Source organism: Coleofasciculus sp. C1-SOL-03, from assembly GCF_040220555.1.
Classification (GTDB): Bacteria; Cyanobacteriota; Cyanobacteriia; order Cyanobacteriales; family Coleofasciculaceae; genus Coleofasciculus.
This window is the reverse complement of the sequence record NZ_JAVJUO010000071.1, coordinates 92,224-118,719: the sequence shown is the minus strand read 5'-3', so window position 1 is coordinate 118,719 and position 26,496 is coordinate 92,224. Positions and strand designations below refer to the sequence as shown.

Below are 26,496 nucleotides of genomic sequence, written 5' to 3'. Positions count from 1 at the left end.
TCCTTAAATGGTTTATTTCCACGACAATCTTTTTTCATAAATACGTCTTGAACTATACAATTCTTCTCCACCTTGTCTACTTTCCTTCCTTGTCCTCCTTGTCTTGTCCCCACCCTCAAGTAAAAAACCTACACCTGTCAGCTCCCCCCAAGGCGGCTACCGCTTAGAAGACCGTAGCACCAATGGCACCTTCCTGAACGAAAAACCGATCAATACTACCGTTCCCCTCCAGGATGGCGATACCATCCGCATCGGACCCTTTAGCTTACTATTACGCCAAGACACCCTGGAATTAGTGGATCGAGGCAATTTTATCCGCCTCGACGCCCATCGCTTAGTGCGTCAGGTGAAGGATAAACAAGGGAGAACCAAAACCATCCTCAGTCACGTCTCTCTCCCGATTGAACCGGGACAATTTGTCGCCTTGGTCGGCGGAAGTGGTACGGGGAAATCCACCCTATTAAAAACTCTCTTAGGCATTGAACCCACCCAGGAAGGTGGCGTCTTTCTCAATGGCGATAACCTGCGACAGAATTTTAACCTCTATCGGTCTCAAATTGGCTATGTCCCCCAAGATGATATCGTTCATCCGGATTTAACCGTCGCTGAAGTCCTCACCTACTCCTGTCGGCTACGATTACCCCCGGATACTGATGTTAAGGCAATTGTCGATCGCACCCTCCACCAAGTTAAGCTAGAGTTTGTCCGCAATCCTGGGACAACCTGAGACTTAACTGGGGTATCCTTTGTGTACATACCGTTGTTTATCTGGCGATCGCGCTTTGGTTACACAAGCGTAAGGATATTCTTTGATACTCTCCCTGAGAGGGGTTTGGAGACCAAACCCCTACATTGATGATTAACGTGATGCACCTCAATTAATCACAACTTGACTTAAATATGAAGGGGTGGCTTCGTCACCTTCAACCCGGCTTCTTCTTGCACGTATTCCTCAATGTCAATCGAGATCGGTTCAACCTTCCAAATATCTTGACAATATTCCCGGATTGTGCGATCTGAGGAAAACTTCCCGGTGCGAGCTGTATTCAGAATCGACATGCGAATCCAATTCTCTTGGTCGCGATAGGCATGACTGACACGATCTTGGCAATCGATATAAGATTGATAGTCGGCAAACAACAGGTACTCGTCTTTGTAGAGGAGTGAATCCACAATCGACTTGAACAAGTCTGGCTGTTCAGGACAGAAGTCACCCGAAGCAATGCGATCAATCACCTCTTTTAATTGGGCATTGCTATGGTAGTAATCCATCGGGTTGTAGCCCCGGGATTTTAAGTCATAGACCTCTTGTGCGGTTAAACCAAATAAGAAGAAATTATCAGCCCCTACAGCTTCCCGAATCTCAATATTTGCTCCATCCAGAGTGCCAATGGTTAGCGCTCCATTCAGGGCAAACTTCATATTGCCTGTACCTGACGCTTCCTTACCTGCCATGGAAATTTGCTCGGAAAGATTTGCCGCTGGGTAAATTTTCTGACCCAAGGAAACCGAAAATCCTTCCATAAACACCACTTTAATCCGACCCGCGACATCGGGGTCGTTGTTGACCACTTTAGCCACAGCATTAATCAACCGGATCACCAACTTCGCCATATAGTAACCGGGCGCCGCCTTGCCTGCAAAAATGAAGGTTCGGGGCAGAATTTCGATGCCTGGATTGCGCTTGATCCGGTTGTAGAGGGTAATGATATACAAGACATCGAGTAACTGACGCTTGTATTCATGTAATCGCTTCACCTGGACATCAAACAAGGAATTGGGATCGACTTCTACGTCATTAAACAGCAGAATATAGTCTACCAACTCTTGCTTGTGCTGCTGCTTAATCGCGGCAAACCGTTGGCGAAACTCCGGATCATCGGCAAAGGCTTCCAGTTTTTGCAAGTCTTGCAGGTGAGCCACCCAATTGTCACCGATTTTTTCCGTAATCAAGTTGGAAAGTTGGGGATTACTCAGCAGTAGCCAGCGACGCGGGGTAATGCCATTGGTTTTGTTGTTGAATCGTTCGGGGAACATTTCATAGAAATCGTGCAGCACTCGCTGTTTGAGCAACTCTGTGTGGAGTGCGGCTACCCCGTTAATGCTATGGCTACCGAGACAAGCTAAATGTGCCATGCGGACAAATTTTTCGCCACCTTCCTCAATCAGGGACATGCGTTGCAATCGCTCCCCATCACCCGGATATTTGACTTTGACCTGTTCGAGGAAGCGGTGGTTAATTTCGTAGATAATTTCCAGATGTCGCGGCAGCAAACGCTCGAATAAGCTGACGGGCCAACGTTCTAGGGCTTCGGCGAGCAGGGTATGGTTGGTATAGCCAAAGGTGTGTTTGGTGATGTACCAGGCTCGGTTCCATCCCAATTGATATTTATCCACCAACAGCCGCATTAACTCAGCAATCCCAATTGAGGGATGGGTGTCATTGAGCTGGATGGCAATTTTTTCGTGGAAGTGGTCAAAGTTCCGGTGTGTGCGGCGGTAGGTGTTGATGATGTCTTGGAGTGAACAGCTCACGAAGAAATACTGCTGTTCTAGGCGTAGTTGTTGACCTTGAGAGGTATTATCGTTGGGATACAGGACTTTGGAAATATTCTCGGAGAAAATTTTGTCTGTCACCGCGCCTGAATAGTCTCCACTGTCAAACACTTGGAAGTTAAACTCTTCGGAGGCTCCGGCTCGCCACAGACGTAGACTATTGACGGTGTTGTTATGGTATCCCGGTACAGGGGTATCGTAGGGCGTTCCTAAGACTTTGCGATCGGGAATCCAACGCACCCGATACTGACCTTTCTCATCATGATACCCTTCGGTATGTCCGCCAAACTTGACGACAACGGTTAACTCGGGACGGCGGATTTCCCAAGGGTTGCCAAACCGCAGCCATTTATCCGGATGTTCGACTTGAGCCCCTTCTTCAATACGCTGATCGAAGATGCCAAATTCATAGCGAATCCCGTAGCCCATGGCGGGAATTTCTAAGGTGGCGAGGGAATCCAGAAAACAGGCGGCTAAACGTCCTAACCCGCCATTTCCCAATCCGGGTTCGGGTTCGAGTGCCATTAAGTCATCCAGCTTTAATCCGGATTCGTCTAAGGCTTGACACACTCGGTCGTACATATTCAGGTTGAGCAAGTTATTGCTTAACTGACGACCCATTAAAAACTCTGCTGAGAGATAATAAACGGACTTGACCTCTTTTTGCAGATAGGTTGTCGCGGTATTAATCCACCGATGCAGCAAGCGATCGCGTACTGTGTAAGCCAAAGCCATGTAGTAATCGTAGGGGGTGGCTAAGAACTCGTTCTTGCCCTGGATGTAGTACAAGTTATCGGCAAAGGCACGTTTTAGCGTCTCCACCGCCATCCCGGTGCGATCGTCTTCTACTTGGATTTCCGGGAGGCAGACATTCGACTGGATGGGTTGATCGCTATTGGGTTCAAAAACTTGGTTATTCATAGACTGGTTGTTACTGATGACACGATTTAATATCGTTCCCCCTGCTACTCTAGTCTCTAAAATTGGCGATGCCAAGGTATCAGACGTTGGGGTTTGCTTTCGCTCTATCCGTCAGCTTAACCGCACCAGACCGTGATCCGGAACGTCTGTGTAAAAATCTGTTATGCCTTGGCGCTAAGTAGTCAGACAAAAGAAAACGGTACTGTATTAAGTTGTGTAAATAGACCTCAAACCCTTACAAAGAACGTAGCTTGCTTCTCAAGGGAGCGAGTATGACGAATGACGTAGCTTGCTTCTCAAGGGTAGCGAGTTCTCTACTGACTGATGACTTGTCTTAGTTATCGATTCGCAGATCTGTGGTTAACAACTGTTGATGAAATCAGGAGATAGGCAATTATGGAAGTCAAAACTTGTCTTTGTTGTGGTCATCCCCTCTTACGCCACGTAAGACGACAAGGTGTTTATTGGTTTTGCACAGTTTGCCATCAGGAGATGATTCCCCTGAAGCCCAGCCAGTCATCTATTCATGTCGATACTCTAAAGCTTATGCCAAACAGTCAGATTTTGCGATCGCGTCCCTTAGAAACCGTTCAATCTTAGCTTGTCTTATGTCTTGGGTTATTAGTTACTGGACTTTTGCTTGTTGGCGGAATTCCTGAAGTCTTTTATATTTCATAAATAGGAGAGAGCCAAATTTTACGCAAAATTCAGGGGTTTAGCTGTGTCAATCAAAATTATTTTTGCCCAGAAAACGCCCATCATAGATAGTATACCCGAAATCGCTAGTACAAGAAGGCAGAAGTCCGAAGGCAGATGGCAGAAGGCGATAAGGAACATAATGTAGCTGCTTTTAAGGAGCTTGTTAACTGGTTAGTATTTGAAGCCGCGCTGCACTAGGGTCAGATCACAATCGCTGCAACCCCTGAAAATTCGTAGATTATTACGGAAAAGGGGTAAAAACTATGCAATTATGAGGTTTTGTTAAGAAGTGCAACTGATTGGAAGATTTAAACGTTTTGGGACAAAAAAGTAGTTTTAATTATCACCAATTGACAAGTTTAGCCTAAACAAGGTAATAGAAAGCCAAGGAAATGCTTTGGTGATCGGGATCAGGCGGGAAAGGCTGATTAATGCTATTCTTAAAGAGAATTAAATAGAATTAAAGAGAATTATTGAGGAATGCATCATGTCACCCCTCAAACCAATCGGATGTTCCATGGCGATCGCTACAGCTTTACTGTCTCTGAGCCTGGACAGTAAACCGATTCAAGCTCAATCCATAACACCTGCTGATGGGACAAATACCATCGTTATTCCCAATGGTGAGAGCCTTGATATTAGCGGCGGTATGTTGTCCGGAGATGGCAGCAATCTCTTCCACCAGTTTGAGCAATTTGGCTTGAGTCAGGGGCAAATTGCCAACTTTCTCTCCAACCCAGAAATTCGCAACATTTTGGCGGGAGTTGTCGGTGGGGAAGCGTCCCTGATTAATGGGCTGATTCAGGTTACAGGGGGAAATTCTAACCTCTTTTTAATGAATCCGGCTGGAATTGTTTTTGGCACTCAGGCGAGTTTAAATGTTCCGGCGGCTTTTACGGCGACGACAGCTAGCAGTATTGGGTTTGACGGGGGTCAGTTTAATGCCGTGGGTGACAACAATTATCAAGCACTGATGGGTGATCCCACTAATTTTTCCTTTGCTATGGAACAGCCAGGAAGCATTATTAATGCAGGGGATTTGGCTGTGGGTGAGGGGCAAGGTTTAACGGTTGTTGCTGGGCAAGTGATTAACACGGGAACGTTCTCTGCACCTGGCGGAACAATTAGCGTTGCCTCTGTACCCGGAACCAGTCAGGTGGTGATTAACCAAGAAAATATGACGCTGGGTTTAAAGCTGGATGTAACCGATTTAGATGATAACGGAGTTGGCAACATTTCACCAGCAAGTCTAGGACAATTGGTAACAGGTGGGGATGTCGTTCCAGCAACCGAAATTCAAGTTGATGATCAGGGTCAAGTTTGGTTAGCCACTTCAAATCAACCAATTCCGACAGAAACAGGAACGACGATTGTTTCTGGCAATATTGATACGGCTAGCAGTGACACTGGGGGAACGGTTCACATTTTAGGGCAGCGTGTGGGTTTGGTTGATGCAGAAATTAATGCTTCGGGTAGTAATGGTGGGGGTACAGTTTTAGTCGGTGGTGACTATCAGGGTCAAGGTGAGGTTTTCAACGCCGAACGGACTTTTGTTAATCAGAATTCCACGATTCGAGCCGATGCATTGACTAATAACGATGGCGGAACTGTCGTGCTTTGGGCAGATGATACGACTCAGTTTTTTGGTGATATCAGCAGCCGTGGTGGTGCAGTGGCTGGAGATGGGGGTTTTGTTGAGGTATCGGGGAAGGAGAATTTAGTTTTTGAGGGGACAGTTGATACCAGTGCAATTAATGGAGAAGGTGGAACGTTACTGCTTGACCCAACTGATATCACGATTACGGCTGGGGGGACGCCTGGTGGGTTTAGCGGTCAGGTAATGTTTGCTGATGCAGAACCGACGACAATTAGCGAAAACCAGTTAGAAACTTTGTCAGGTAATACTAATGTCCTCTTACAGGCGGATAATACGATTACCATTGAACCGATGCAGGACAGGGTGCTAGCGTTTCAGCCTGGTAGTGGGTCAATTACCTTTGAAGCGGGTGGTGCTTTTACCATGAATCAAGGGGATAACATTAACGCTGGTGGACGCGACTTGACGATTACAGCAGCAAGTCTCACCCTTGGGAATATTAATGGTGGAACGTTTGGTGGAGGCGGTGCGATTAACCTGACTGCCACTAATGGAGGTATCAGCGCCGGACAAGTCAATTCTAACTATGGCGGTTCTTCCATTTTGCCTACCTTTGGGAAAGGGGGTTCGATCAACCTCAGTGCTACAGGAGGCGATATCATTCTTTCCACGATAAGCGCTCAGGGTCTCAAAGCCGATGGCGGAGACGTTACTATTAATGTAAACGACGGTAACTTTAGTGCCCAAATCATCAATACAATAGCTGAATCTACTCAAGATTCTTTTAGTGCTAATGGCAATGGGGGAGAAGTAACTGTCAATATTACAAATGGCAGCTTTAGTGTTCGATCTATCGACACTGTGACTAACGGCGGAATCGATAGAGGTGGCGATGTCACAATTAATGCGGATGGAGGCATCACGGCTGACCGTATAGATGCCGCCTCTCGTTCTTTGGGGATTATTGATACTGGCAAAGGTGGCACTATTACCCTCAATGGTGTTGTTCAGAACACTAGCACTGTTACAAACATTGGTCAAAATACTAATGTTTCTGGTACTCCTAATCCTGATGACTTTTTAGTTTCCCCAGGAACGGGAGGTACTAGTTCCTCTGCTAACTTTCTTGAAGAGTTTCCTGCCCTTACCACCAATCAATTGGTTAACAATCTACTGACTGAATCGCTTGATCTTATTAACCAAACTGAAGCTGGAATAGTCAATGCGGTGAAACAAATAACTGGGGCGAATAGCAATCCAAACTTTCATGAAGCAGCAGTTATACTCTCTACGGGCGCCGGCATACAACGAGCAGAACCTGTTTTAGCATTGATTGGAAACAATCCTATGAAAACTATAGAGGCTCAATTTGCCGCGATGGAGCACTATAAGGACGTTGCCCGTGAAGGTAACAACATTGAGAGGGGATGGGATGCTAATGACTCATATAATGAGGCAGGAGTTAGCGCTTTCATGGGTGGAGTAAATTTGTATGAATTATCTCAATAATGATACACAATTCAAGCGAATCCTTCAGTAAGGAGATAAATATAATGTTTCTCCGTTGTGTTTCTGTGTTAATAGTTGTTGCATCTTCCCTGAGTTATACTAATGCTTTAGCAGAGTCAACCTTTGTGAATTCACAGGCAGCAACAGAAAATTCCGAAACTCCAAATCCTCAGGAAATCCCTGAAATAATACAAAAAATCAACCTGACTTCAAGGCAAGTAGAAGCACTACAAATAATAAATGAGACAAGGGAACCTATCATTCCCTTGTACGAAGAATTGGATAAAGCTCGACAAGAACTGGATGTTCTTCTCCTCAATCCCGAAGTTTCAGAGACTCAGCTACGAGAAAAATTTAATGAGATAGAGGAGTTAAGATCTCAAATTTCACGAATGCGATTTGAAAGCAGGATGGCGATACGAAATGTCCTTGAACCCGAACAAATAATTCTATTTGAACGCTATGTACAAGGATTAGACGAATCGCGTTGAAATATTAATGTACTCTAGCCCTTAGCTTAATTATAGTTAGGACAAACACACTTTCTGAAGACGTTCCAGCGGAACGTCTCTACGAATCAATACTGTCCTGACACTACTGGCGATAGCCATAGCTTAGAAGCCATAAAAAGTTGGGTATAGTGAAGCCTACCCAGCTTTCCTTAACGTTTATCTGTCTAACTCAAGACAGGGTGTAAGAGGAGTGAGATGATACAAACTAAATTATTACTCATTGGGGGGTTTACCCTGATTGCAACACTTGAACAGGGTTACGCTTTAGCTAATCCTCCCCTAACTTTACCAGAACCTACCGAACATTTTCCTGCTTTTGACTTCGCCCAACAACCCAACCCCAACGAAGACCGATTTCTCCAACCTACTCCCGAACCTATTCCTTCTGAACCAACGGAAACTGAACCCGTTTTACCAACCCCGGAAGAACCTGTTCAACCGCCCCCAACTGAATCAACGGAAACGACAATTGACGTTAACCGTCTCGAAGTCGTAGGGAGTACCGTTTTTGGTGCAGAGGAGTTCAATCCGATTATTCAACCCTTAGAAGGACGCACTGTTACCATAACCGAACTTCAGAATGTCACGGATGCGATCGCACAACTTTATCGTAATGCTGGATACTTTACCTCGACGGCGATTTTACCGCAACAGAATGTAACCGATGGTGTTGTTACCATTCAGGTGATTGAAGGGCGTTTAACAGACATTCAGATAGAAGGAACCGAACGACTGAAGCCAAGCTACATCCGTAAACGGGTTCAATCAGCTATTACTACTCCCCTGCGTATTGATACGCTGGAAGAGCAATTGCGACTGCTGAGAACCAGTCCCCTTTTTGACACCCTAAACGCCACCTTAGAAGCAGGTAATGAAGTCGGTGAAAGTATTCTTGTCGTCCAAGTTGAAGAGGCAAATCCGTTCTTTGGAAATGTCAGTGTTGATAACTATTCTCCCCCTAGCATTGGTTCAGAACGCTTAGGGGTTCAACTCGGTTATCGAAATCTGATTGGAATTGGCGATACGCTTTCCGGTTCCTATTACCGTTCCACAACGGGCGGTTCTAATTTGTTTGATTTTAGCTATCAGGTTCCCCTGAATGCAAAAGACGGAACACTACAACTGCGTACCGTTATTGACCGCAATGAAATTACCGAAGAACCCTTTGATACTCTGAATATCGAAGGGGAAACCGAACTCTATGAAATTAGCTTCCGTCAACCCTTAATTCGTACTCTGCGCCAAGAATTTGCCCTGTCTTTAGGGTTTAGTTACCGAGATGGTCAAACCTTTATTTTTGACCGCCTACCCACTCCCTTTGGGATTGGACCCGATGAAGATGGCGTGAGTCGCACCAGTGTCTTCCGCTTTGGACAAGACTACGTGAAACAAGATATCCAGGGCGGATGGAGTTTGCGATCGCAGTTTAACATTGGTACCGATTTCTTTGACGCCACGACTAATGATGCACCGATTCCAGATAGTCGCTTTTTTAGCTGGTTTGGTCAAGTGCAACGCACACAGATATTGGGCGATAATCATCTATTAATTATTGCTGCTAACTTACAACTTACCCCCGATTCTCTCTTGGCTTCTGAACAATTTGTAATTGGTGGCGGACAAACGCTGCGCGGGTACAGGCAAAATGTGCGTTCTGGTGATAATGGGTTTCGCGTTTCGATTGAAGATCGGATTACACTGGAGAGGAATCCAAGCGGATTACCGACGTTTCAACTTGCACCTTTTGTTGATGTAGGGGCGGTGTGGAATCATCCTGATAATCCCAATGATCAACCCGATCAGACGTTTTTAGCGAGTTTAGGATTAGGCTTACTTTGGGAACCTATCCCTAACTTAAATATCCGCCTCGACTATGGGATTCCCTTTGTGGATTTGGATGATCGCAGAGAAAATGCTCAAGATGAGGGATTTCATTTTAGTGTAGGCTATCAGTTTTAATCGGTCAGCGGTTCGGCTTTTCAAGCTTAATGTCAATCATGACGAAATCCTTTTAGTGCTAGCATCTTGTTCGCTACTAATACCCAATTTAAATGCATGACAGCTTACAGCGCTTCGCGCTGCTATGAGGTACAGTAACAACAATGAGCAAACAAATTTCTGGCTAGCAGTTCCCAAGTGCGTGAGGTACACCCAAATGTAGGGGCGCACGGCGTGCGCCCGATTTAATTGTCAGGTTTATCCCTGGATAGAATACGATGATTAGGCTAAAGCCCTTACTACGAACCTGTAAGATTTATTCCTGGATATGACACGATGATCAGGCTAAAGCCCTTACTACGAACTACGAACCTGCTTTTGTTCATGTAATTAATGTGCCAATTCGTTTCATAATTTGTAGAACGGTGTATAGTTCATTGTGCGGACGAGCAAAGATGGAAAAATCCGTGGACAAATCATAGTAACCGACAGGTTCTTGAATTAATTTAAGGAAAAGGAAATTATCCCCATTAGTAACTAAGCCAAAAGACGGTTGTGTGGGATGAGGATTAGCCATCATGTAGGCGAGGGCTTGGGGAATGGCGACTGAAAAGGAAAATTTAGTTTGTTTGGATTCAATGAGTGTTAGCCAAAATTGATTTTTTAATACGAGAGCGTCGATGCGTCCGCGATAGGTTTCATCTCGTTCTTCAACCGTAAACTCGACTGATTTTTCTCCTTTCAGTTTATAGGGTGGATCACAAAAACCTGCTAGGTACAACAGTGGGGAAACGAGGAGTAAATTAACGGTCGCTTCGGTCATTGAACCATCTGCACTGTTGTAGAGATAGCTCGTTTTAATCCGGTCTAGGGTGTCCTGTTCGGATTGGGTGAGTTCAGGAAGATTGTTCTGCCATTCTGAAAAGAACTCAAGATTATCACTCTGGCGAATATTGAACCGCGATTCGGCTTCGTTAAGGGAGGTAACGACTTCACTAATTGTTAGGGTTTTTGTCATAGGTTTATATGTTGTTTTTACATTAATAGCGAGTTTTATATTGGCGTGGCACACTTAATTTATAGGATGATAATTCCACCAAGAAACCGTAGGGGCGCACGGCGTGCGCCCGATTGAATTGTCAGGTTGATCCCTGGGTATAATACGATGATTAGGCTAAAGCCCTTACTACGAACTACGAACTACGGGTTATCCTCTGGAATGGAGGACAAATCTAAAGGAATCGGCTCATCTGTTGATTTAACCTGAACACTTCCATTATTCTCGACCTTATTGCCCTGATCTAATACCTCTGTCCATTGCTTGGCTAAGGTAATAAAATCTGATGGCATCATAATCAAGGTTGTGGTGTTATTTTCTGCGCCGATTTCCGTCAGCATTTGTAAACGCCGTAGTTCTAAAGCGGCTGGATTTTCCACAATCTTCTGCGAGGCTTCAGCTAACTTAATTGATGCTTCTTGTTCGGCAGAAGCTTTAATCAGACGCGCCCGTTTTTCCCGCACGGCTTCGGCTTCTTTTGCCATTGCCCGTTGCATATTCGTGGGAATTTCTACATCTTTGATTTCTACCCGTTCAATCACGACTCCCCAGGATTCGGTAATTTCGTCTACAATTTCTTGCACACGTAGGTTGATTTTATCGCGGTTTTGCAAGACATCATCTAAGATATTTTGTCCCACGACATTCCGTAATGTCGTCATTGCGGCTTGATAAACCGCGATTTCGTAATTTTCGACTTTATTAATTGCCCGCGATGGATCAATGATGCGATAATATAAAACCGCATTGACTTTGATTGTCACGCTGTCAGCCGTCACCGCTTCTTGGGGGGCAATATCCACGGTTTTGGTGCGGATATCGACTTGAGCTTTTTGGTCAATCAGCGGTAAAATCCAATACATACCCGGTCCTCTGACATTGCTGAACCGTCCCAGGCGGAAGATCACACCGCGTTCATATTCGCGATCAATCTTAAAACCGCTGAGTCCCGCCAGCAGGATGATTCCGAACATTGTGCCAATAATGGTTTCCATAGAGACTTGCACCAACTCTAATGTCTCTATTGTAGGAGATATAGCACTACGCACTAAGGTTAGGACATAAAAGAAAAATTCAAATCTCTCAATCCCTTGTCAGGTAAGCTTTTATCTTCACTATTGCAAGAAAGCCTATTCCCTATTCCCGCTTCGCGTAGCGCTATAAGCCAGATAGGAAGGTAGAGACATAGCCGATATCTCTACCTTCGCCGTTCAATGGATGTACTGCTGTGGCACACCTTAATTGGTGAGTTGTAGGGGCGCAGGTTGTGCGCCTATTTTAACAGTAATAGGACTTAGTTTCCTTTACCGACAAGCAAACAATTTCTTCATCGCGGTGGTATAAGGCTGAACGATTGATTGTTGCTCAGAGTCTAGACGAATGAGAATTTTTTCTGTCAAAAGTCCAACCATTTTTTCTACCAGTTCCCAACTAACACTCACACTGGGATAAACCATCTCACATAAGGGATAGAGTTCCTTCTCCATTGCTGCCATACTCTCCTCCAACACACAAACCCATAAATAGGCTTGAAACATCTCCACATCACGGATACTTGAGGTTTTGACTTCTGGATGATCCAGTTTCCCACGACGGCTGCGATAATTGGGGAATCGCTCTAATGCTTGGCGATAAACCCTTGTGGCAATTTCCTGACTCTTGGGGATGAGTTGCTCGACTAAGGCTAATATAGGAGAATTCAGGGAATGTTGAGCCGCCGCTGTACAAACCCGTTGCCAGGGAATACAAACTTGCTCTTCAATAAATTTAAAGTAAGGAGAGAGCAATAACTGTTCCGGTAGGCTTAACCGATTCAGTAACACCTTGGAACTCAGATGAAACTGGGTACTCATAAATCCCAGCGTATTTTGATTATGGGCAGATAAATGCTGGGACTGAAATTGCATTAATTCAGGCGTCAGGATGGTGACGAGGGAGGATATTTCGGGTAACTCTAATTTGGGCAGGATCGAGATTTTATATAAATCGGTGGAAATATCCACAGTGTCTGCTTGAGATAAAGTCTCAATCAGAGATGAACTGGGTGACTGTTTTCCATAGACGGATAAAACCTTCTCATAAACCTGCGCTGAGGATGTGGCAATGCCCTGGGATTCGGTTAAGTTGACAACGTTGGGAATATAGGAGAAGAGAATACTGGTGCGAATCCCCGCACATTTACAGTGAATTTCGATTAGTCGAGAGAGTTTAGTCACCGTTTTCTCTCGCCCTTGGGGAGAGGCGGCTTCCATTAACTCAGTCGTTGTACATTTATTAGTGGTTAAGGAAAGGGTGGATAAGTCAGGGACATAACGGGCTGCCCAAAGCTTAAGCAGGCGTTTAACTGTGATACTTTTATCTAATGGGGTGGTTACCAGCATGAAATACTCCTAGTGTGTGGTGAGGATATCCAACAAGTCGGATGAGTGCCTATGGTTGGCTGGTAGATCCCCTTTTAGACTAAATTCGGGTTAACTACCCTCTTTTGGGTAGAGACAAGGCAGATGGCAGATGGCAAATGGCAGATGGCAGAAGGTTCCCAGGAAAAAGTTATGTCGAGACGTGCCATGGTACGTCTGAGTTGGGGGTTACTCTCCCTGCTTTGGTGAACGGATGGGAAAATTTTGCCCTGAAGGTCTAGGCTTGCGTTAATGTAACAGTCTTAATGTTTAGTATAAACGCAAATATATGAATTTATGTAAACCTTTTTTAAAGAAATACGGGGAATTTTTCCTGGCTTCCCCGGCTTCCAGACGCGCCATGGCGCGTCTCTACATTACCGAGCAGTCTCCCCATGTCTGGTGTTGGTGTAGTACAATGTTTAGCTTCTGTATGACGTGACTATACTGAAAAATTAAGAGGGGTGCATCTAAACATTATCGTTTGCCGTCGTCCAGAGGGATTACAACCTAAATTAAAATGAATAGTTTTCAAACGCCTAGTGAATCCATGGATAAACCAGCCAACCGGGAATTCACTCAGAATTTATTTTTGAGAATATCGGATGATTTATTCGGAATATGGCATGAAGATGGATATTGGCAGCCGCTGAATCCGGCATGGGAAAAGGTTTTGGGCTGGACAGAGGAGGAGTTGCGATCGCATACTTCCGGGGAACTGATTCATCCCGATGATCGCGACAGCACCATCGCCCATTTTACCTCAACCGAGGCGGTGGAGTGTGAGCATCGTATTCGCCACCAAGACGGGAGTTATCGCTGGCTAGCGTGGAAACTCATTCCGGGAGATGATGGTAGGTTGTATGGTGTTGGTCAAGATATCACCGAAACCAAGCACACAGCAGCCAAGCTCAAAGAACGCATCGAGTTTGAGCAGTTAATCACTAGCCTATCCCATCAATTCATCCAGTTGTCCTCTGATGGTGGCATTGATGAGGCGATTCAGCACACCCTGGAAAAAATTGGTGACTTTTGCCAGTGCGATCGCACTTACATGGCATTATTCTCAGAAGACACTTCCACAGCCAGTATCATCCAGGAATGGACTGCACCTGATGTGAGTTCCATCCAACCCCAATGGCAAGATTTTCCCACCGCCTCTTACCCTTGGGGAATGGCAAAACTGAGAAACTTAGAAGCGATTCAAATTTCCCACCGCAGCGATTTGCCACCCGAAGCCAATTCCCTGAAACAGGCGATGGAGTTAACCGGGGCTAAATCTATCGCCATGGTTCCCATCGCCCAAGGTAATCATCTCATCGGCTATTTAGGGTGTTCTGCGGTTAACGCCGAAAAAATTTGGTCAGACGATATCCTCTCCCTCTTACAAATCATTGGTGGTATCTTTGCTAACGCCTTGAGTCGCCAGCAAGCTGAATCCCAACTGCGAGAAAGTGAACGGCGATTTCGGGCGGTTTTCAATCAAACCTTCCAATTATCCAGCTTGTTAACGTTAGAGGGGAATGTCATCGCTGATAACCAGACAGCTACAGACTTTTGCCAACTGGATAGTTCTCAAGTAATCGGATATCCCTTCTGGCAATTAAAATGTTGGACAATTTCTGCCGAAACTCAACAGCAGTTGCAAACGGCGATTGCGGAAGCGGCGACAGGGAAAACCATTCGCTATGAAGCCGATATATTAGCGCCCGATAATTCCATAATCACGATTGACTTTTCCCTCAAACCCCTGCGAAATGAAAACGGCGAGATCGAACTCTTAATTGCCGAAGGTCGGGATATTAGCGATCGTAAGCAAGTAGAAGCCAAACTGCAAGCGGCGATGGGGGATTTAGAACAACGGGTTGAAGAACGAACACACGAACTCCAACAGATAAATCAGCAACTGCAAGCAGAAATTCTTCAGCATCAGCAAACCGAAGCCGAGTTACGCAATAGCGAACAACAGTTTCGTCGGGTATTTGATGAAGCACCCATTGGCATGACATTGGCAGACTTAAATGATCGCTATATTCGCGTCAATCGCGCATTTTATTCCATGCTGGGGTATACTCAATCCGAAGTCATGGCACTCAGCTTTAAGGATATTACCCACCCCGACGAGTTGGCGCTGGAAGTTCCTTATATGCAGCAGCTCATTCGCGGGGAGATGGACAGCTTCCAACTGGAAAAACGTTATATCAAAAAGAATAACGATTTAGTCTGGGTGAATTTAACCCTGATTGCCTTGCGAGGTCAACAAGGTGAAGTTCTCTATACCTTAGCCATGGTGGAGGATATCACTGAACGCAAACGAGCGATGGAAGCCCTGCGCCAAAGTGAGGCACGTTATCGAGCCATTGTTGAAGATCAAACCGAATTGATTTGTCGGTTTAAAGCCGATGGCACATTCACATTTGTTAATGATGCCTACTGTCGCTATTTCAACAAACAACGCTCCGAATTAATCGGATATCGATTTAAACCCCAGATTCCGGAAATTGACCAAGAATTTGTCAACCAGCAATTTAAAACCCTTTCCATTGAACAACCCATCGTTACCTACGAACACCGGGTCATTTTGCCAGACAATGAGATTCGCTGGCAACAATGGACAGAGCGGGTGATGTTCGATAATGATGGGAATGTTGTAGAATTTCAGGCAGTGGGACGGGATATTACACCGTTGAAACAGGCAGAAGCAGAAATAATTAAAGCCTTGGAAAAGGAACGAGAACTGAGTGAACTACGCTCTAGTTTTGTCTCCTTGGTGTCTCATGAATTCCGCACCCCCTTAACGGCAATTCTGTCATCGTCAGAACTCTTAGATCGCTACAGCAAAAAGTTAACCGATGAGAAGAAAAAAGCTCACCATCAGCGGATTCAAATCGCGGTGAGTCGGATGACGCAGCTATTGGATGATGTGCTAACGATTGGTAAAGCTGAGGCAGGGAAACTGACGTTTAAGCCAGCCTCAATGGATTTAATTGGCTTCTGTCAGGACATTGTAGACACCCTGCAAATGAGCATTAGTCAACAGCATTCGATTAAGTTTGTTAGCCATGGCGACTGTAGTCAAGCTCAAATGGATGAGAAGCTTTTACAGCATATCTTGACGAATTTAATGTCTAATGCGATTAAATATTCTCCCCAAGGGAGTGAGGTGAAGGTTGAGTTAACCTGTGAAGGAGAATCGGCAATTTTCCATATTCAAGATCAGGGGATTGGTATTCCACCAGAGGATATCAAAAAACTCTTCTCATCGTTTCAACGAGCCGGTAATGTTGGTACAATTCAGGGAACGGGATTAGGATTAGCTATTGTCAAGAAATGCGTAGATTTGCATGGTGGACTAATTACAGTAGAAAGTGAAGTCGGCAAAGGGACAACGTTTACGGTGATGTTACCTTTGCAATCGATGGTAGAGTAAATACCCTTTTCCACCCAGCAAATTGTCGTCCAATCGTCGTCCAATCGTCGTCCAATTGTAGGGTGCGTTAGCGAAGCGTAACGCACCATTTCTCAGGTAAGGCTAAAGCCCCGACTAATTTAGGGCTAAGGTTCCCTTACTACAAACGTCCTGTAACGTGGGTTACAAAATTATTCCTGACATAATGTATCTCCTCTGACAATCGCATTCATGGGGAATCCTGCGCTATACTGCTCAAGATTTAGCTAGGTAGCACCCAGGAAAATCATGGATCAAATGTCTCTCACTGTCACTCAAGTCATTCAAGCCATCCTTGCACCAGCCGTGATGATTTCCTCCAGTGGATTGTTTTTTTTGGGATTAAATGCGAGACAGTCTTCCTTATTAAATCGCATCCGGTTATTAAACAACGAAAAAAGAATCCTTTCGCGAGAGTTAACGCACCAAGGACAGTTCGATTCCGGAGAAGATATTCGCTTTTTAAGTTTAGAGCATCAACTAAATAATCTATTGCGTCGAGCCTGGTATGTGCGGAATTCAACCCTCTGTGATACATTAGCGGTTGTTTTTTTTGTCCTGACCTCATTTGCGATTGCCCTGCATTTTTTTATGGGGATAACGTTACTGGAACGAGTACCAATTTTTTTATTTATCACCGGAATGTTTTTGGTATTAGTGGGAGTAATTTGTTTAGCGATTGACGAATTAATCGCCTATTCGGTAATTTTACTGGAGGTTCAAGACAAACAATCGATTATGGTTGACTTTTTCACCCAGTCAAAAGAACCGAAGCCGGGAGAGTAGCGTCAAACATGAAGGAATAGAGGAGAGGAGTGGGGTGTGGGGTGTGGGGTGTGGGGAATAGGGGTGACACCACCAATAGGCTTATGATCATTGGTACTCACCGAAGCGATCGCCAAGAACCAGCCAGAAGCGATCGCACTCCCAACAGATATAGTATGTTAGGTCTGTACACTGAAACCTATCTTTAGCTTAAAAGCGTGGAAAAGGGTATATTTTTTAGTATCTGTCTGGGATTAATGGGTTGGGTGGCTCAACCGATTTTGGCGTTACCGCCCCCAGATGACCTCCCCGAAGAGGTGTTGAGAACCGAGATTATCACACAAGCGCGATCGCCTATCCATGGGGAACCGCTTACCGCCGCCGAATACGCCCAACTTAAAGCTGAATTAGCCCAGCGAGGAACGACTCCGGAACTCGATCCTGAGATTCAGCAAACTGTTTTTCTGCTGCAACTGCTGGATTTCGTGCGAACAGTCACCCCGTTTTAGCCGAAGCAGAAAACCCTGGAAGTCCCACTCTGTCCTCAAGGGTAGCGCTGGATACATTACCCAATCGACAGGCTATAATCCGTTTGTATACCCCAATTTCCGCCAAATGTGTAGAAAAAATCAAAAAAGTATATAAATATTAAAATTATTTAACACCCATTTTCCATTCACTGAAGTAGATACCTTGAATTTTCCCATGATTGCCCCTGAACAGATTGACCGAATTGTCTGGAATCAACATCACGACCCCTTTGAAGTCCTCGGTCCACACCGATTAGAACAGGATGGAAAGACCACCTGGGCAGTACGGGTGTATTTCCCCAATGCTGACGCCGTGTGGGTTGTGCTACCAGAACAACGCCAAGACTATCCGATGCAATCAGTGCATCATCCCCACTTTTTTGAATGCCAGATTGATATCGAAGAACTGGCAAACTACCAGTTACGCCTCAAAGAAGGCGAACATGAGCGGGTGATCTACGATCCTTATGCCTTCCGTTCGCCCCGCTTAACCGACTTGGATCGGCATCTATTTGCCGAAGGGAATCATCATCGCATCTACGAGAAACTAGGAGCCCATCCCACCGAAATAGATGGAGTTCAGGGTGTCTACTTTGCAGTTTGGGCGCCGAATGCTCGCAACGCTTCGGTTTTAGGCGATTTTAACCACTGGGATGGGCGCAAGCACCAAATGCGGAAGGGTGACACAGGAATTTGGGAACTGTTTATCCCAGAAGTGGCAGTTGGCGACCATTACAAGTATGAAATCAAAAACTATGATGGGCATATTTACGAAAAATCTGACCCCTATGGTTTCCGCCAAGAAATCCGTCCTAAAACCGCCTCGATTGTTGCCGACTTGGATGCCTATACTTGGAATGATCAGGACTGGATGGAACAGCGCCGCCATACCGATACGCTGACTCAGCCGATTTCTGTCTATGAAGTCCATTTAGGCTCTTGGATGCATGGCTCTTCCGCCGAACCCGCCATTGGCGCGGATGGCAATCCGGAACCCGTGGTTGTGGTATCGGATCTCAAACCCGGAGCGCGATTTCTCACCTATCGGGAATTGGCGGATCGCTTAATTCCTTATGTGAAAGATTTGGGATTTACCCATGTTGAGTTACTCCCCGTCGCCGAGCATCCCTTTGATGGCTCATGGGGGTATCAGGTAACCGGATACTTTGCCTGCACCTCTCGCTATGGCACACCCGACGATTTCATGTATTTTGTGGATCAGTGTCACCAGAACGGGATTGGCGTAATTGTGGACTGGGTACCGGGTCATTTCCCCAAAGATGGTCACGGTTTAGCCTTCTTTGACGGCACTCACTTGTATGAACATGCTGACCCCCGCAAAGGCGAACATAAAGAGTGGGGAACCTTAGTTTTCAACTATAACCGCAACGAAGTCCGTAACTTCCTGGTGTCCAACGCCCTGTTCTGGTTTGATAAATATCACATCGATGGGATTCGCGTGGATGCTGTCGCTTCCATGCTATACCTGGACTACTGTCGTAAACCGGGAGAATGGGTGACAAACCAGTATGGGGGAAGAGAGAACATTGAAGCCGCCGATTTCCTGCGACAGGCGAATCATGTAATCTTTAGCTATTTTCCTGGTATCCTCTCCATTGCCGAAGAGTCAACGGATTGGCCCATGGTCTCTTGGCCCACCTACGTTGGCGGATTGGGCTTTAACTTGAAGTGGAACATGGGGTGGATGCACGACATGCTGGATTATTTCCACATGGACCCCTGGTTCCGCCAGTTCCACCAGAATAATATCACCTTCAGTATGTGGTATCACCATGCCGAAAACTACATGCTGGCGCTGTCTCACGATGAGATTGTGCATGGGAAGAGCAACATGCTGGGCAAAATGCCTGGGGATGAGTGGCAAAAGTTTGCCAATATCCGTTGCTTATTTACCTATATGTTCACTCACCCCGGTAAGAAAACCCTGTTTATGAGCATGGAGTTTGGTCAGTGGAGTGAATGGAATGTCTGGGGCGATTTAGAATGGCATTTACTGCAATACGAACCCCATCAGCAGTTGAAGCTATTTTTGAGTGATCTGAATCAGGTCTATCGACGAGAATCTGCTTTGTATACCCAAGATTATGCCGAAGCTGGGTTTGAATGGATTGATTGTAGTGACAATCGCCATAGTGTGGTGGCATTTATTCGCCGTGCTAAGGATTCTGACGAGTTTGTGGTCACGGTTTGCAATTTCACCCCCCAACCCCATAGCCATTATCGGATCGGGGTTCCAGAAATGGGCTTCTACACCGAACTGTTTAACAGTGATGCTCGCGAGTATGGTGGGAGTAATATGGGGAATTTAGGCGGGAAGTGGACGGATGAATGGTGGTTCCACAATCAACCCTATTCGTTGGACTTGTGTTTGCCTCCCCTAGGTGTGTTGATTCTCAAGCTTAATCGGGAGAAAACCGCCGCCGCCCTGGGATCAGAGTAGTCTTAAATCCGGGACTTCAGACCTTTGAATCGGGCGCACGCCATGCGCCCCTACGGTTTCGGGGCTAATGGTTGGTGTGCCAGCCTAGTAGCATTGCCCACCAGCCGGAATTAAGTACCCTTCAGGTTAAGGTAGGGGGTTTGAACATTATTCAGGATTTTAGAGACTTGAGAGTTCTCATCGGTTATCAGAATCACGCCGATGACTAGAACCGTCGCCCCGACCACAACTGACCAAGTGGGTAACTTCCAGAAATAAGCAATGAAATGAACGGATAATTTTCGCAACCAAAAGATTAAGCGCTTAAGTTTGGTCTTCACTGAATCACTCACTATCTAACCTCCTCAGTAGTCGGACTTTCATTAACGTTAATGGTTGAGATTAGGGAACAGGGAACAGGGAATAGTAAAGAATGTCCTAATCTGCCCAGGTAGCTACTATACCTTTATCGGTTAGGGTTGTTTTTATTTTGTTCCGGATGCCAATATATTATAAATCCCCCGAACTTTATTCGAGGGATTAGGCTCAATTATTTGGTTTCAGTGATGCCAATACGCTTAAGCCGGATTGGTTTGGGTTCGCTTCTCTAAGAGACTAACAATCGATGCCTTTTCCAACAGTCCAACCAGGACTCCGTTTTCGCGTACCACAGGTAATTGAGTGAATTTGCCTTGTTCGAGCAGCATAATCACTTCTAACAAAGACTGATCGGATTTGACGATCGCATCCAAATCCACAGGCTGTACCAGTTCGCTGACGGGAGTTATCGTCCAGTTCGAGGTGGGGACTTTTTTGAGATCATCAACTGCGATCGCACCGATCAATTGTCCTTGTTCATCCGTCACCAAGAACTTGCGCCATTCTTTTTTGCCGATAATGTAGTTGTTGGCAAATTCTCGCAGCGACAGGTCAGCTGAGATAATTGGACTATCCGGAATTACCGCATCTTCGGCTTTGAGATCCTGAAGTTTCTCTTGCAGAGTCGCAGATTGCGCCGACATCCCCGCATTTTGCAGCAAGAACACGCCAATTAATAACGTCCAGATACTGCCAAAGTTACTCAGTCCCAATACAGACAGGATACCGATGCTGATTCCCAACCATCCGACAACCTGACCAACGCGGCTGGCAAAGACAACACCTCGATAGGGATTCCCCGTGATTTTCCAAACCACGGATTTGAGGATATTGCCCCCATCTAAGGGTAAACCAGGAATCAGGTTAAACACAGCTAAGACGAGATTAATCGAAGCTAGTAGGCTGAGAATAGCCGCTACAGGACCCGAAACGCCCGTGTTAACGCCAATGACTGTAAATAGGGCAAAAAGGGCTAAACTAACTAAAGGACCTGCGATCGCCACCCAGAAGGCTTCGGCTGGAGTTTGAGATTCCTTCTCCAAGCTGGCTAGACCCCCAAAGAGGAACAGGGTAATCGATTTCACTTCAATCCCCTGACGAATGGCGACCAAACTATGTCCCAATTCATGGGCTAAAACCGAAGCAAATAGCAACAGCGCCCCCACAAATCCCAGCACCCAGGGTAAGATACCCGTCAATCCGGGAAACCCGCTGAGATACCCCCCAAACTCAAAGGTGACCAAAGCTAGAACTAAAAACCAGGAAGGGTTTACATAAAAGGGAATCCCCAATAAATTACCAACACGAATACTACCGTTCATACAAAATACCTCAAATCTACTGTAAAAGAATAGGTTTTTATACTGTCCTCCTTGGGGTTTATCCTATCCTCCTTGCCGTCTGAATCTATCGTAACGAAATGTAAAACTTCCGTTCCACCCGTGTTTTTCGTAAAATCCGACCCCAGGGGTTCGGTTGTGAACATCATCAGATCTGTCCTGTCTATCTAGGTGTCGTTGATAATAATAGAGGAAGGACAACCAAGCGCGTGCCACTCTTTTTTTTGTTTTCATCTTCAGCCCACTCATCTTCTTAATCTAGGTCATGTCTGTTTCTGAACACACTTCTATCCAGTCTTATCACCAAGACGATCTCCAGCAAATCTTGAATCTGGCGATCGCCCGTCAAGCCAATGACGGTGAGTTTTCCCGGACGCAGCTTGTGGAAATTGCGGCTGAATTGGGAATCTCACCAGCTAACCTTCAGCTAGCGGAACAGGAATGGCGGCTTCAGCAACACCAGCAACAAAAGCGCCAGGAGTTTGAGCAGTATCGGCGCAGCCAACTCAAGCAGCGGTTTGGCAAATATATTATCGTTAATAGCTTTTTAGTGGTGATTAACCTGCTCAGTGCTGGTCAGCTTTCCTGGGCGTTATATATTCTCTTATTTTGGGGAGCAGGGTTGGGTTTGAAGACCTGGAATACCTATCAACTGCACGGAGACGCTTATGAGAAAGCGTTTCAAAAGTGGTATCGTCAGCAACAGCTTAATCAGTTGACTCAATCCATTTTTACCCGGCTGAATAATTGGATTAAAGCAACGGGGTGATTTGTAACCCAAGCGACACAACTATCCCGTTTATGACATGTTAATCAGGGCGGGTTTTGTTGAACAGTTATCGGTGACTAGCTGAATTTAGTCCCTAAACCCGCCCCTACAATTGTATTGTGGCTAAACCCGCCCCTACAACTAACTTAATACCAATGGCATTGAGAATTTGCATTTGGGAATCGCCGAAACCCTTGATATCCAGTAGGGTGGGCATTGCCCACCAGCCTTAAGGAGCTTGCTGTTGCCTGTTCCCTGTTGCCTAATCTCAACCCTTAACTTTAATTGTGTCCACCTAATTTATTAAAAAGCCGCTTGGGATGATTTAATTAGCCGAGATTTACCCGTTATTCGAGAGTTAACAACTCAGGTATTTGAAACTGAATTGTCATCCTAACTCTTACCTGAATACTGACTTCAATTATAGATAAGTAAGTGGACTTTTTTTCCAGTCTTGCGTTACACTGGCTAACTGGTTTCCATACTTTTCTGTGAAATTAGGACTTATCTCATGAATACTGTGACACTGGCAACATGGATTCTCAGCCCTTTACTGGGACTGGCTATCTTACTCTTCATCTTCCGGATTGTCCTGACCTGGTATCCTCAAATCGATCTAACCCGCTTTCCCTTTAATCTGGTGGCTTTGCCCACAGAGCCCTTTTTAGTCCCAACCCGCAAACTGGTGCCGCCCATTGGGGGTGTAGATATTACGCCGATTATTTGGGTTGGGATTGTAAGCTTACTGCGGGAGATTCTTTTGGGTCAGCAAGGATTACTGACCATGATGCACTGATCGCCCCTACTGCTTTAGGATTGGGCAGTTGCCATCATTTGTTCAATAAAATTCGTATACACATCACCACTGAGAAACGCTGGGGTTTCTAAGATTTTTTGGTGGAAACTCAGCGTAGTGGCAACCCCAGTAATCGCACATTCACGCAGGGCGCGTTTCATGCGGCGAATCGCGGCATCGCGGTTGGGTGCCCATACGATTAACTTGCCGATTAATGAGTCATAATAGGGAGGAATTTCATAATCGGTATACACATGGGAATCCATTCGCACGCCGGGTCCTCCAGGGGGTAGATACCCACTAATCCGCCCCGGTTGAGGACGGAAGTTGCGATCGGGATCTTCAGCATTAATCCGACATTCAATCGCATGTCCTTTAAGTTTTACTTGGTCTTGAGTCAGTTTCAAGGGTTCGCCTTGGGCAATCCGAATCTGTTCGGCAATTAAGTCCAATCCTGAGATCATCTCGGTGACAGGATGTTCCACTTGAATGCGGGTATTCATTTCCATGAAGTAAAAATTACCCATGGCATCCAGCAGAAACTCAACGGTACCCGCCCCAACGTAATTAATCGACTTGGCCGCCATGACGGCAGCGTTTCCCATTTTTTCTCGTAGTTCGGGGGTTAAGGCGGGACTGGGGGCTTCTTCTAAGAGTTTCTGGTGACGCCGTTGAATGGAACAGTCCCGTTCTCCCAAATGAATCACGTTACCGTGACTATCGGCAAGAATTTGAAACTCAATGTGGCGGGGACGGACGATAAATTTTTCCAGATAAAGTCCTGGATTACCAAAGGCGGCGTCGGCTTCCCCTTGGGCGGCTTGGAACAGGCGACTCATCGCACTCTCATCGGGAACTAAGCGCATCCCTCGTCCACCACCGCCGGCTGTGGCTTTAATCATCACCGGATAACCGATATCTGTGGCAAGGGCGATGGCTTCCCGTTCACTACTCAACAATCCCTCACTGCCGGGTACGGTGGGAACACCTGCCCGTTGCATGGTTTCCTTGGCGGTGGATTTATCCCCCATCGCCCGCATCGCTTCTGGTGACGGACCGATAAAGGAGATTTGATGATCGGCACAAATTTCGGCAAATCGGGCATTTTCTGCCAAAAAACCATAGCCGGGATGAATGGCGGTGGCGTTGCGCGTCAGGGCGGCGGCGATAATGTTGGGAATATTCAAGTAGCTTTTGCTACTGGGTGCTTCACCGATGCATATAGCTTCATCCGCCAGTTGGACATGGAGGGCTTGTTGATCGATGGTCGAGTGAACGGCAACGGTGGCAATTCCCATTTCTTCACAGGTTCGGAGAATCCGCAGGGCAATTTCCCCACGATTGGCAATTAAGATTTTGGCAAAGTCCATAAAACAGCGCTGCTAGATCCGTATTCTGTAGGATAAGGGGGATTGTCCCCTTTGGTGGCATCCTGGGGGAATCATTGGCGACGTTCTCTGATGGGATTCATCAATAAAATTGTTGAGATGTCGTAATTTTCCCACAAGAGTTGATATAATAGGTTAGCCATGCGGATGTGGTGGAATTGGTAGACACGCACGCTTGAGGGGCGTGTGGCGTAAGCCTTGCGAGTTCGAGTCTCGCCATCCGCACTCCCTGGTGTATGACGGCATCGGGCAGTGATTCGCTTTGTTTGTGCAGGATAGCCGGGGAAAAAAGCGCGATCGCTTGCGTCTGGGTGCAGAGAAAATTTGGTCGGCTAGGATTGAAAGCCACCCCAAATTCGGGGACGCTTGTATAAATAAGACGTTTGACAAATCTTTAAGGTTTCTTTACATTGCTAAAGGGTAATGGCGTGGGTGGGAACAATCCCCAGCCCTTTAGATTTCTGCGCCTTGAGCGAGACTATTGGTAAGGTCTCTAGTCGATCTCTGACTGTGGAAGCGCTAAAGCGCTACGAACGGCGCGATCGCACGTTTCTCCGGAAATGGCTGTGTTGCGATTGAAGATGACTACAAGTAAATCGCAAGTAAGCGATGTAGCAATTTAACAATCCGTAATATAATAGTTGATAATACTCAACAAAATAGTACGGTTGACAACAATAGGGAGGTGAAGTTTATGTCTGCAGTTTTCAAGGAGCCAAACTTCATGCTAATCGATCTAACCGATAATGTTTGGGTTAATACCCTGATTCCCAGTGCTAACCATGCGGCGTTGCGTTGCGGATTTGCGGGATATCCAGTGAATCCGCGTTGGAGTGCTGCCAAGTTTAAAGCATGGAAAACGGGGCGTCAGTGGCGAGAAGCGCTAGCACGCGGTGAAATGGCGGTGCGTTCTCATGATTCAATGTTAGTTCCGGTTTCTGAGTTACACGAGGATAGTTTAGAGGAGAAAGAAGCGAAGGCTTCCGACTCGAAGCCTGTTGCATCTAGCAATCATTCATGGTTTAAGTTTCCGTTGAAACCTAAACAAATATTAGCCGCATTCCACGCTGTCTCTTGAAAGACAAATTTATATGCAGGATTTTCAGGGGAGAGACGCGATTAATCGCGTCTCTCATGGTATTTGAGTATAGCGCTACGCGCTAGGCTTTCTTGCAATAGGCAACACCTCGACTTACCTCGACTTCGCTCGGTAACACGCTCGGTGTTTTATAGGCAATAGTGAAGTGACAAGATTCAGGTTACAGAAACGACATACAAACTCTGTAAGGACAAGTTTTTATTTGAGCAGCGAGGTCTAATTCCGGTTAAAGGCAAGGGGGAAATGATGACTTATATTTTTATCGGTCGTAAATCATTCAATAAGTAAGTAGTCGGACTTTCATTAAAGTTAACGGTTGAGATTAGACAACAGGCAACAGGCAATAGTAAGGGTT

General features: G+C 45.8%; 19 protein-coding genes, 1 tRNA gene and 1 pseudogene. 14 read left to right on the top strand and 7 right to left on the bottom strand.

Going from position 1 to position 26,496, the window contains the following annotated elements:
- Positions 1–148: 148 nt before the first annotated feature.
- Positions 149–709 (top strand): annotated as a pseudogene (locus tag RIE73_RS11840) (ATP-binding cassette domain-containing protein); the annotation flags it as partial.
- A gap of 185 nt (positions 710–894) precedes the next feature.
- Here RIE73_RS11840 and RIE73_RS11835 read toward each other — a convergent pair.
- Positions 895–3,477: a glycogen/starch/alpha-glucan phosphorylase gene (locus RIE73_RS11835; protein ID WP_446401350.1), complete on the bottom strand. Its 2,583-nt coding sequence runs from the start codon at positions 3,475–3,477 to the stop codon at positions 895–897.
- 396 nt (positions 3,478–3,873) lie between these two features.
- Between RIE73_RS11835 and RIE73_RS11830 the strand changes: the two genes are divergently transcribed.
- The 4 genes from RIE73_RS11830 (at position 3,874) to RIE73_RS11815 (ending at position 9,753) form a co-directional block, all read left to right on the top strand.
- Complete coding sequence (locus tag RIE73_RS11830; RefSeq protein ID WP_446401349.1) at positions 3,874–4,077, top strand: hypothetical protein; 204 nt, start codon at positions 3,874–3,876, stop codon at positions 4,075–4,077.
- Between the two features lie 586 nt (positions 4,078–4,663).
- Positions 4,664–7,282: a two-partner secretion domain-containing protein gene (locus tag RIE73_RS11825; protein WP_446401348.1), complete on the top strand. Its 2,619-nt coding sequence runs from the start codon at positions 4,664–4,666 to the stop codon at positions 7,280–7,282.
- Positions 7,283–7,347: 65 nt separating this feature from the next.
- Entirely contained in the window at positions 7,348–7,773 is a 426-nt protein-coding gene (locus RIE73_RS11820; RefSeq protein WP_446401347.1) for a Spy/CpxP family protein refolding chaperone, read from the top strand.
- Between the two features lie 216 nt (positions 7,774–7,989).
- The gene (locus RIE73_RS11815; protein WP_446401346.1) at positions 7,990–9,753 is read left to right on the top strand and encodes a ShlB/FhaC/HecB family hemolysin secretion/activation protein; all 1,764 of its coding nucleotides are present in this window, start codon (positions 7,990–7,992) and stop codon (positions 9,751–9,753) included.
- Positions 9,754–10,114: 361 nt separating this feature from the next.
- Here the strand turns inward: RIE73_RS11815 and RIE73_RS11810 are convergent, their stop codons facing one another.
- From RIE73_RS11810 to RIE73_RS11800, 3 genes are all read right to left on the bottom strand, one after another.
- Entirely contained in the window at positions 10,115–10,750 is a 636-nt protein-coding gene (locus RIE73_RS11810; protein ID WP_446401345.1) for a type I restriction endonuclease, read from the bottom strand.
- Positions 10,751–10,932: 182 nt separating this feature from the next.
- Complete coding sequence (locus RIE73_RS11805) at positions 10,933–11,784, bottom strand: slipin family protein (protein WP_446401344.1); 852 nt, start codon at positions 11,782–11,784, stop codon at positions 10,933–10,935.
- 309 nt (positions 11,785–12,093) lie between these two features.
- Positions 12,094–13,170, bottom strand: a complete 1,077-nt coding sequence (locus tag RIE73_RS11800; protein ID WP_446401343.1) for a hypothetical protein — start codon at positions 13,168–13,170, stop codon at positions 12,094–12,096.
- Between the two features lie 538 nt (positions 13,171–13,708).
- On the opposite strand from RIE73_RS11800, the gene RIE73_RS11795 reads away from it, so the two are divergent.
- The 4 genes from RIE73_RS11795 (at position 13,709) to glgB (ending at position 20,392) form a co-directional block, all read left to right on the top strand.
- Positions 13,709–16,618, top strand: a complete 2,910-nt coding sequence (locus RIE73_RS11795) for a PAS domain S-box protein (RefSeq protein ID WP_446401342.1) — start codon at positions 13,709–13,711, stop codon at positions 16,616–16,618.
- Positions 16,619–16,885: 267 nt separating this feature from the next.
- Positions 16,886–17,422 (top strand): DUF2721 domain-containing protein, encoded by a 537-nt coding sequence (locus RIE73_RS11790; RefSeq protein ID WP_446401341.1) that lies wholly within the window; start codon positions 16,886–16,888, stop codon positions 17,420–17,422.
- Positions 17,423–17,619: 197 nt separating this feature from the next.
- On the top strand, positions 17,620–17,910 hold the full coding sequence (locus tag RIE73_RS11785) for a hypothetical protein (RefSeq protein ID WP_446401340.1): 291 nt from the start codon (positions 17,620–17,622) through the stop codon (positions 17,908–17,910).
- Between the two features lie 196 nt (positions 17,911–18,106).
- Positions 18,107–20,392 carry a 1,4-alpha-glucan branching enzyme gene (glgB, locus tag RIE73_RS11780; protein WP_446401339.1) on the top strand — a complete coding sequence of 762 codons (2,286 nt, stop codon included), beginning with the start codon at positions 18,107–18,109 and terminating at the stop codon, positions 20,390–20,392.
- A gap of 110 nt (positions 20,393–20,502) precedes the next feature.
- On the opposite strand, the gene RIE73_RS11775 is transcribed toward glgB, so the two are convergent.
- Positions 20,503–20,724, bottom strand: coding sequence for a hypothetical protein (locus RIE73_RS11775; RefSeq protein WP_446401338.1), 222 nt, complete (start codon positions 20,722–20,724; stop codon positions 20,503–20,505).
- A gap of 225 nt (positions 20,725–20,949) precedes the next feature.
- Positions 20,950–22,071: a site-2 protease family protein gene (locus RIE73_RS11770; protein WP_446401337.1), complete on the bottom strand. Its 1,122-nt coding sequence runs from the start codon at positions 22,069–22,071 to the stop codon at positions 20,950–20,952.
- A gap of 283 nt (positions 22,072–22,354) precedes the next feature.
- Between RIE73_RS11770 and RIE73_RS11765 the strand changes: the two genes are divergently transcribed.
- Together RIE73_RS11765 and RIE73_RS11760 are read left to right on the top strand one after the other, a co-directional pair.
- Positions 22,355–22,858: a 2TM domain-containing protein gene (locus RIE73_RS11765; protein ID WP_446401336.1), complete on the top strand. Its 504-nt coding sequence runs from the start codon at positions 22,355–22,357 to the stop codon at positions 22,856–22,858.
- A 511-nt stretch (positions 22,859–23,369) separates the two neighbouring features.
- Positions 23,370–23,654, top strand: coding sequence for a YggT family protein (locus RIE73_RS11760; protein WP_446401335.1), 285 nt, complete (start codon positions 23,370–23,372; stop codon positions 23,652–23,654).
- Between the two features lie 14 nt (positions 23,655–23,668).
- Here RIE73_RS11760 and accC read toward each other — a convergent pair whose 3' ends face one another.
- Positions 23,669–25,024, bottom strand: a complete 1,356-nt coding sequence (gene accC / locus RIE73_RS11755; protein ID WP_446401334.1) for an acetyl-CoA carboxylase biotin carboxylase subunit — start codon at positions 25,022–25,024, stop codon at positions 23,669–23,671.
- Positions 25,025–25,185: 161 nt separating this feature from the next.
- Between accC and RIE73_RS11750 the strand changes: the two genes are divergently transcribed.
- The 3 genes from RIE73_RS11750 to RIE73_RS11740 all read left to right on the top strand — a co-directional run bounded on the left by RIE73_RS11750 (position 25,186) and on the right by RIE73_RS11740 (position 26,429).
- A tRNA-Leu gene (locus RIE73_RS11750) sits at positions 25,186–25,267 on the top strand.
- 469 nt (positions 25,268–25,736) lie between these two features.
- Entirely contained in the window at positions 25,737–26,120 is a 384-nt protein-coding gene (locus tag RIE73_RS11745) for a hypothetical protein (RefSeq protein ID WP_446401333.1), read from the top strand.
- Between the two features lie 174 nt (positions 26,121–26,294).
- Positions 26,295–26,429 carry an adenylate/guanylate cyclase domain-containing protein gene (locus tag RIE73_RS11740; RefSeq protein WP_446401360.1) on the top strand — a complete coding sequence of 45 codons (135 nt, stop codon included), beginning with the start codon at positions 26,295–26,297 and terminating at the stop codon, positions 26,427–26,429.
- The last annotated feature ends 67 nt before the right edge of the window (positions 26,430–26,496 follow it).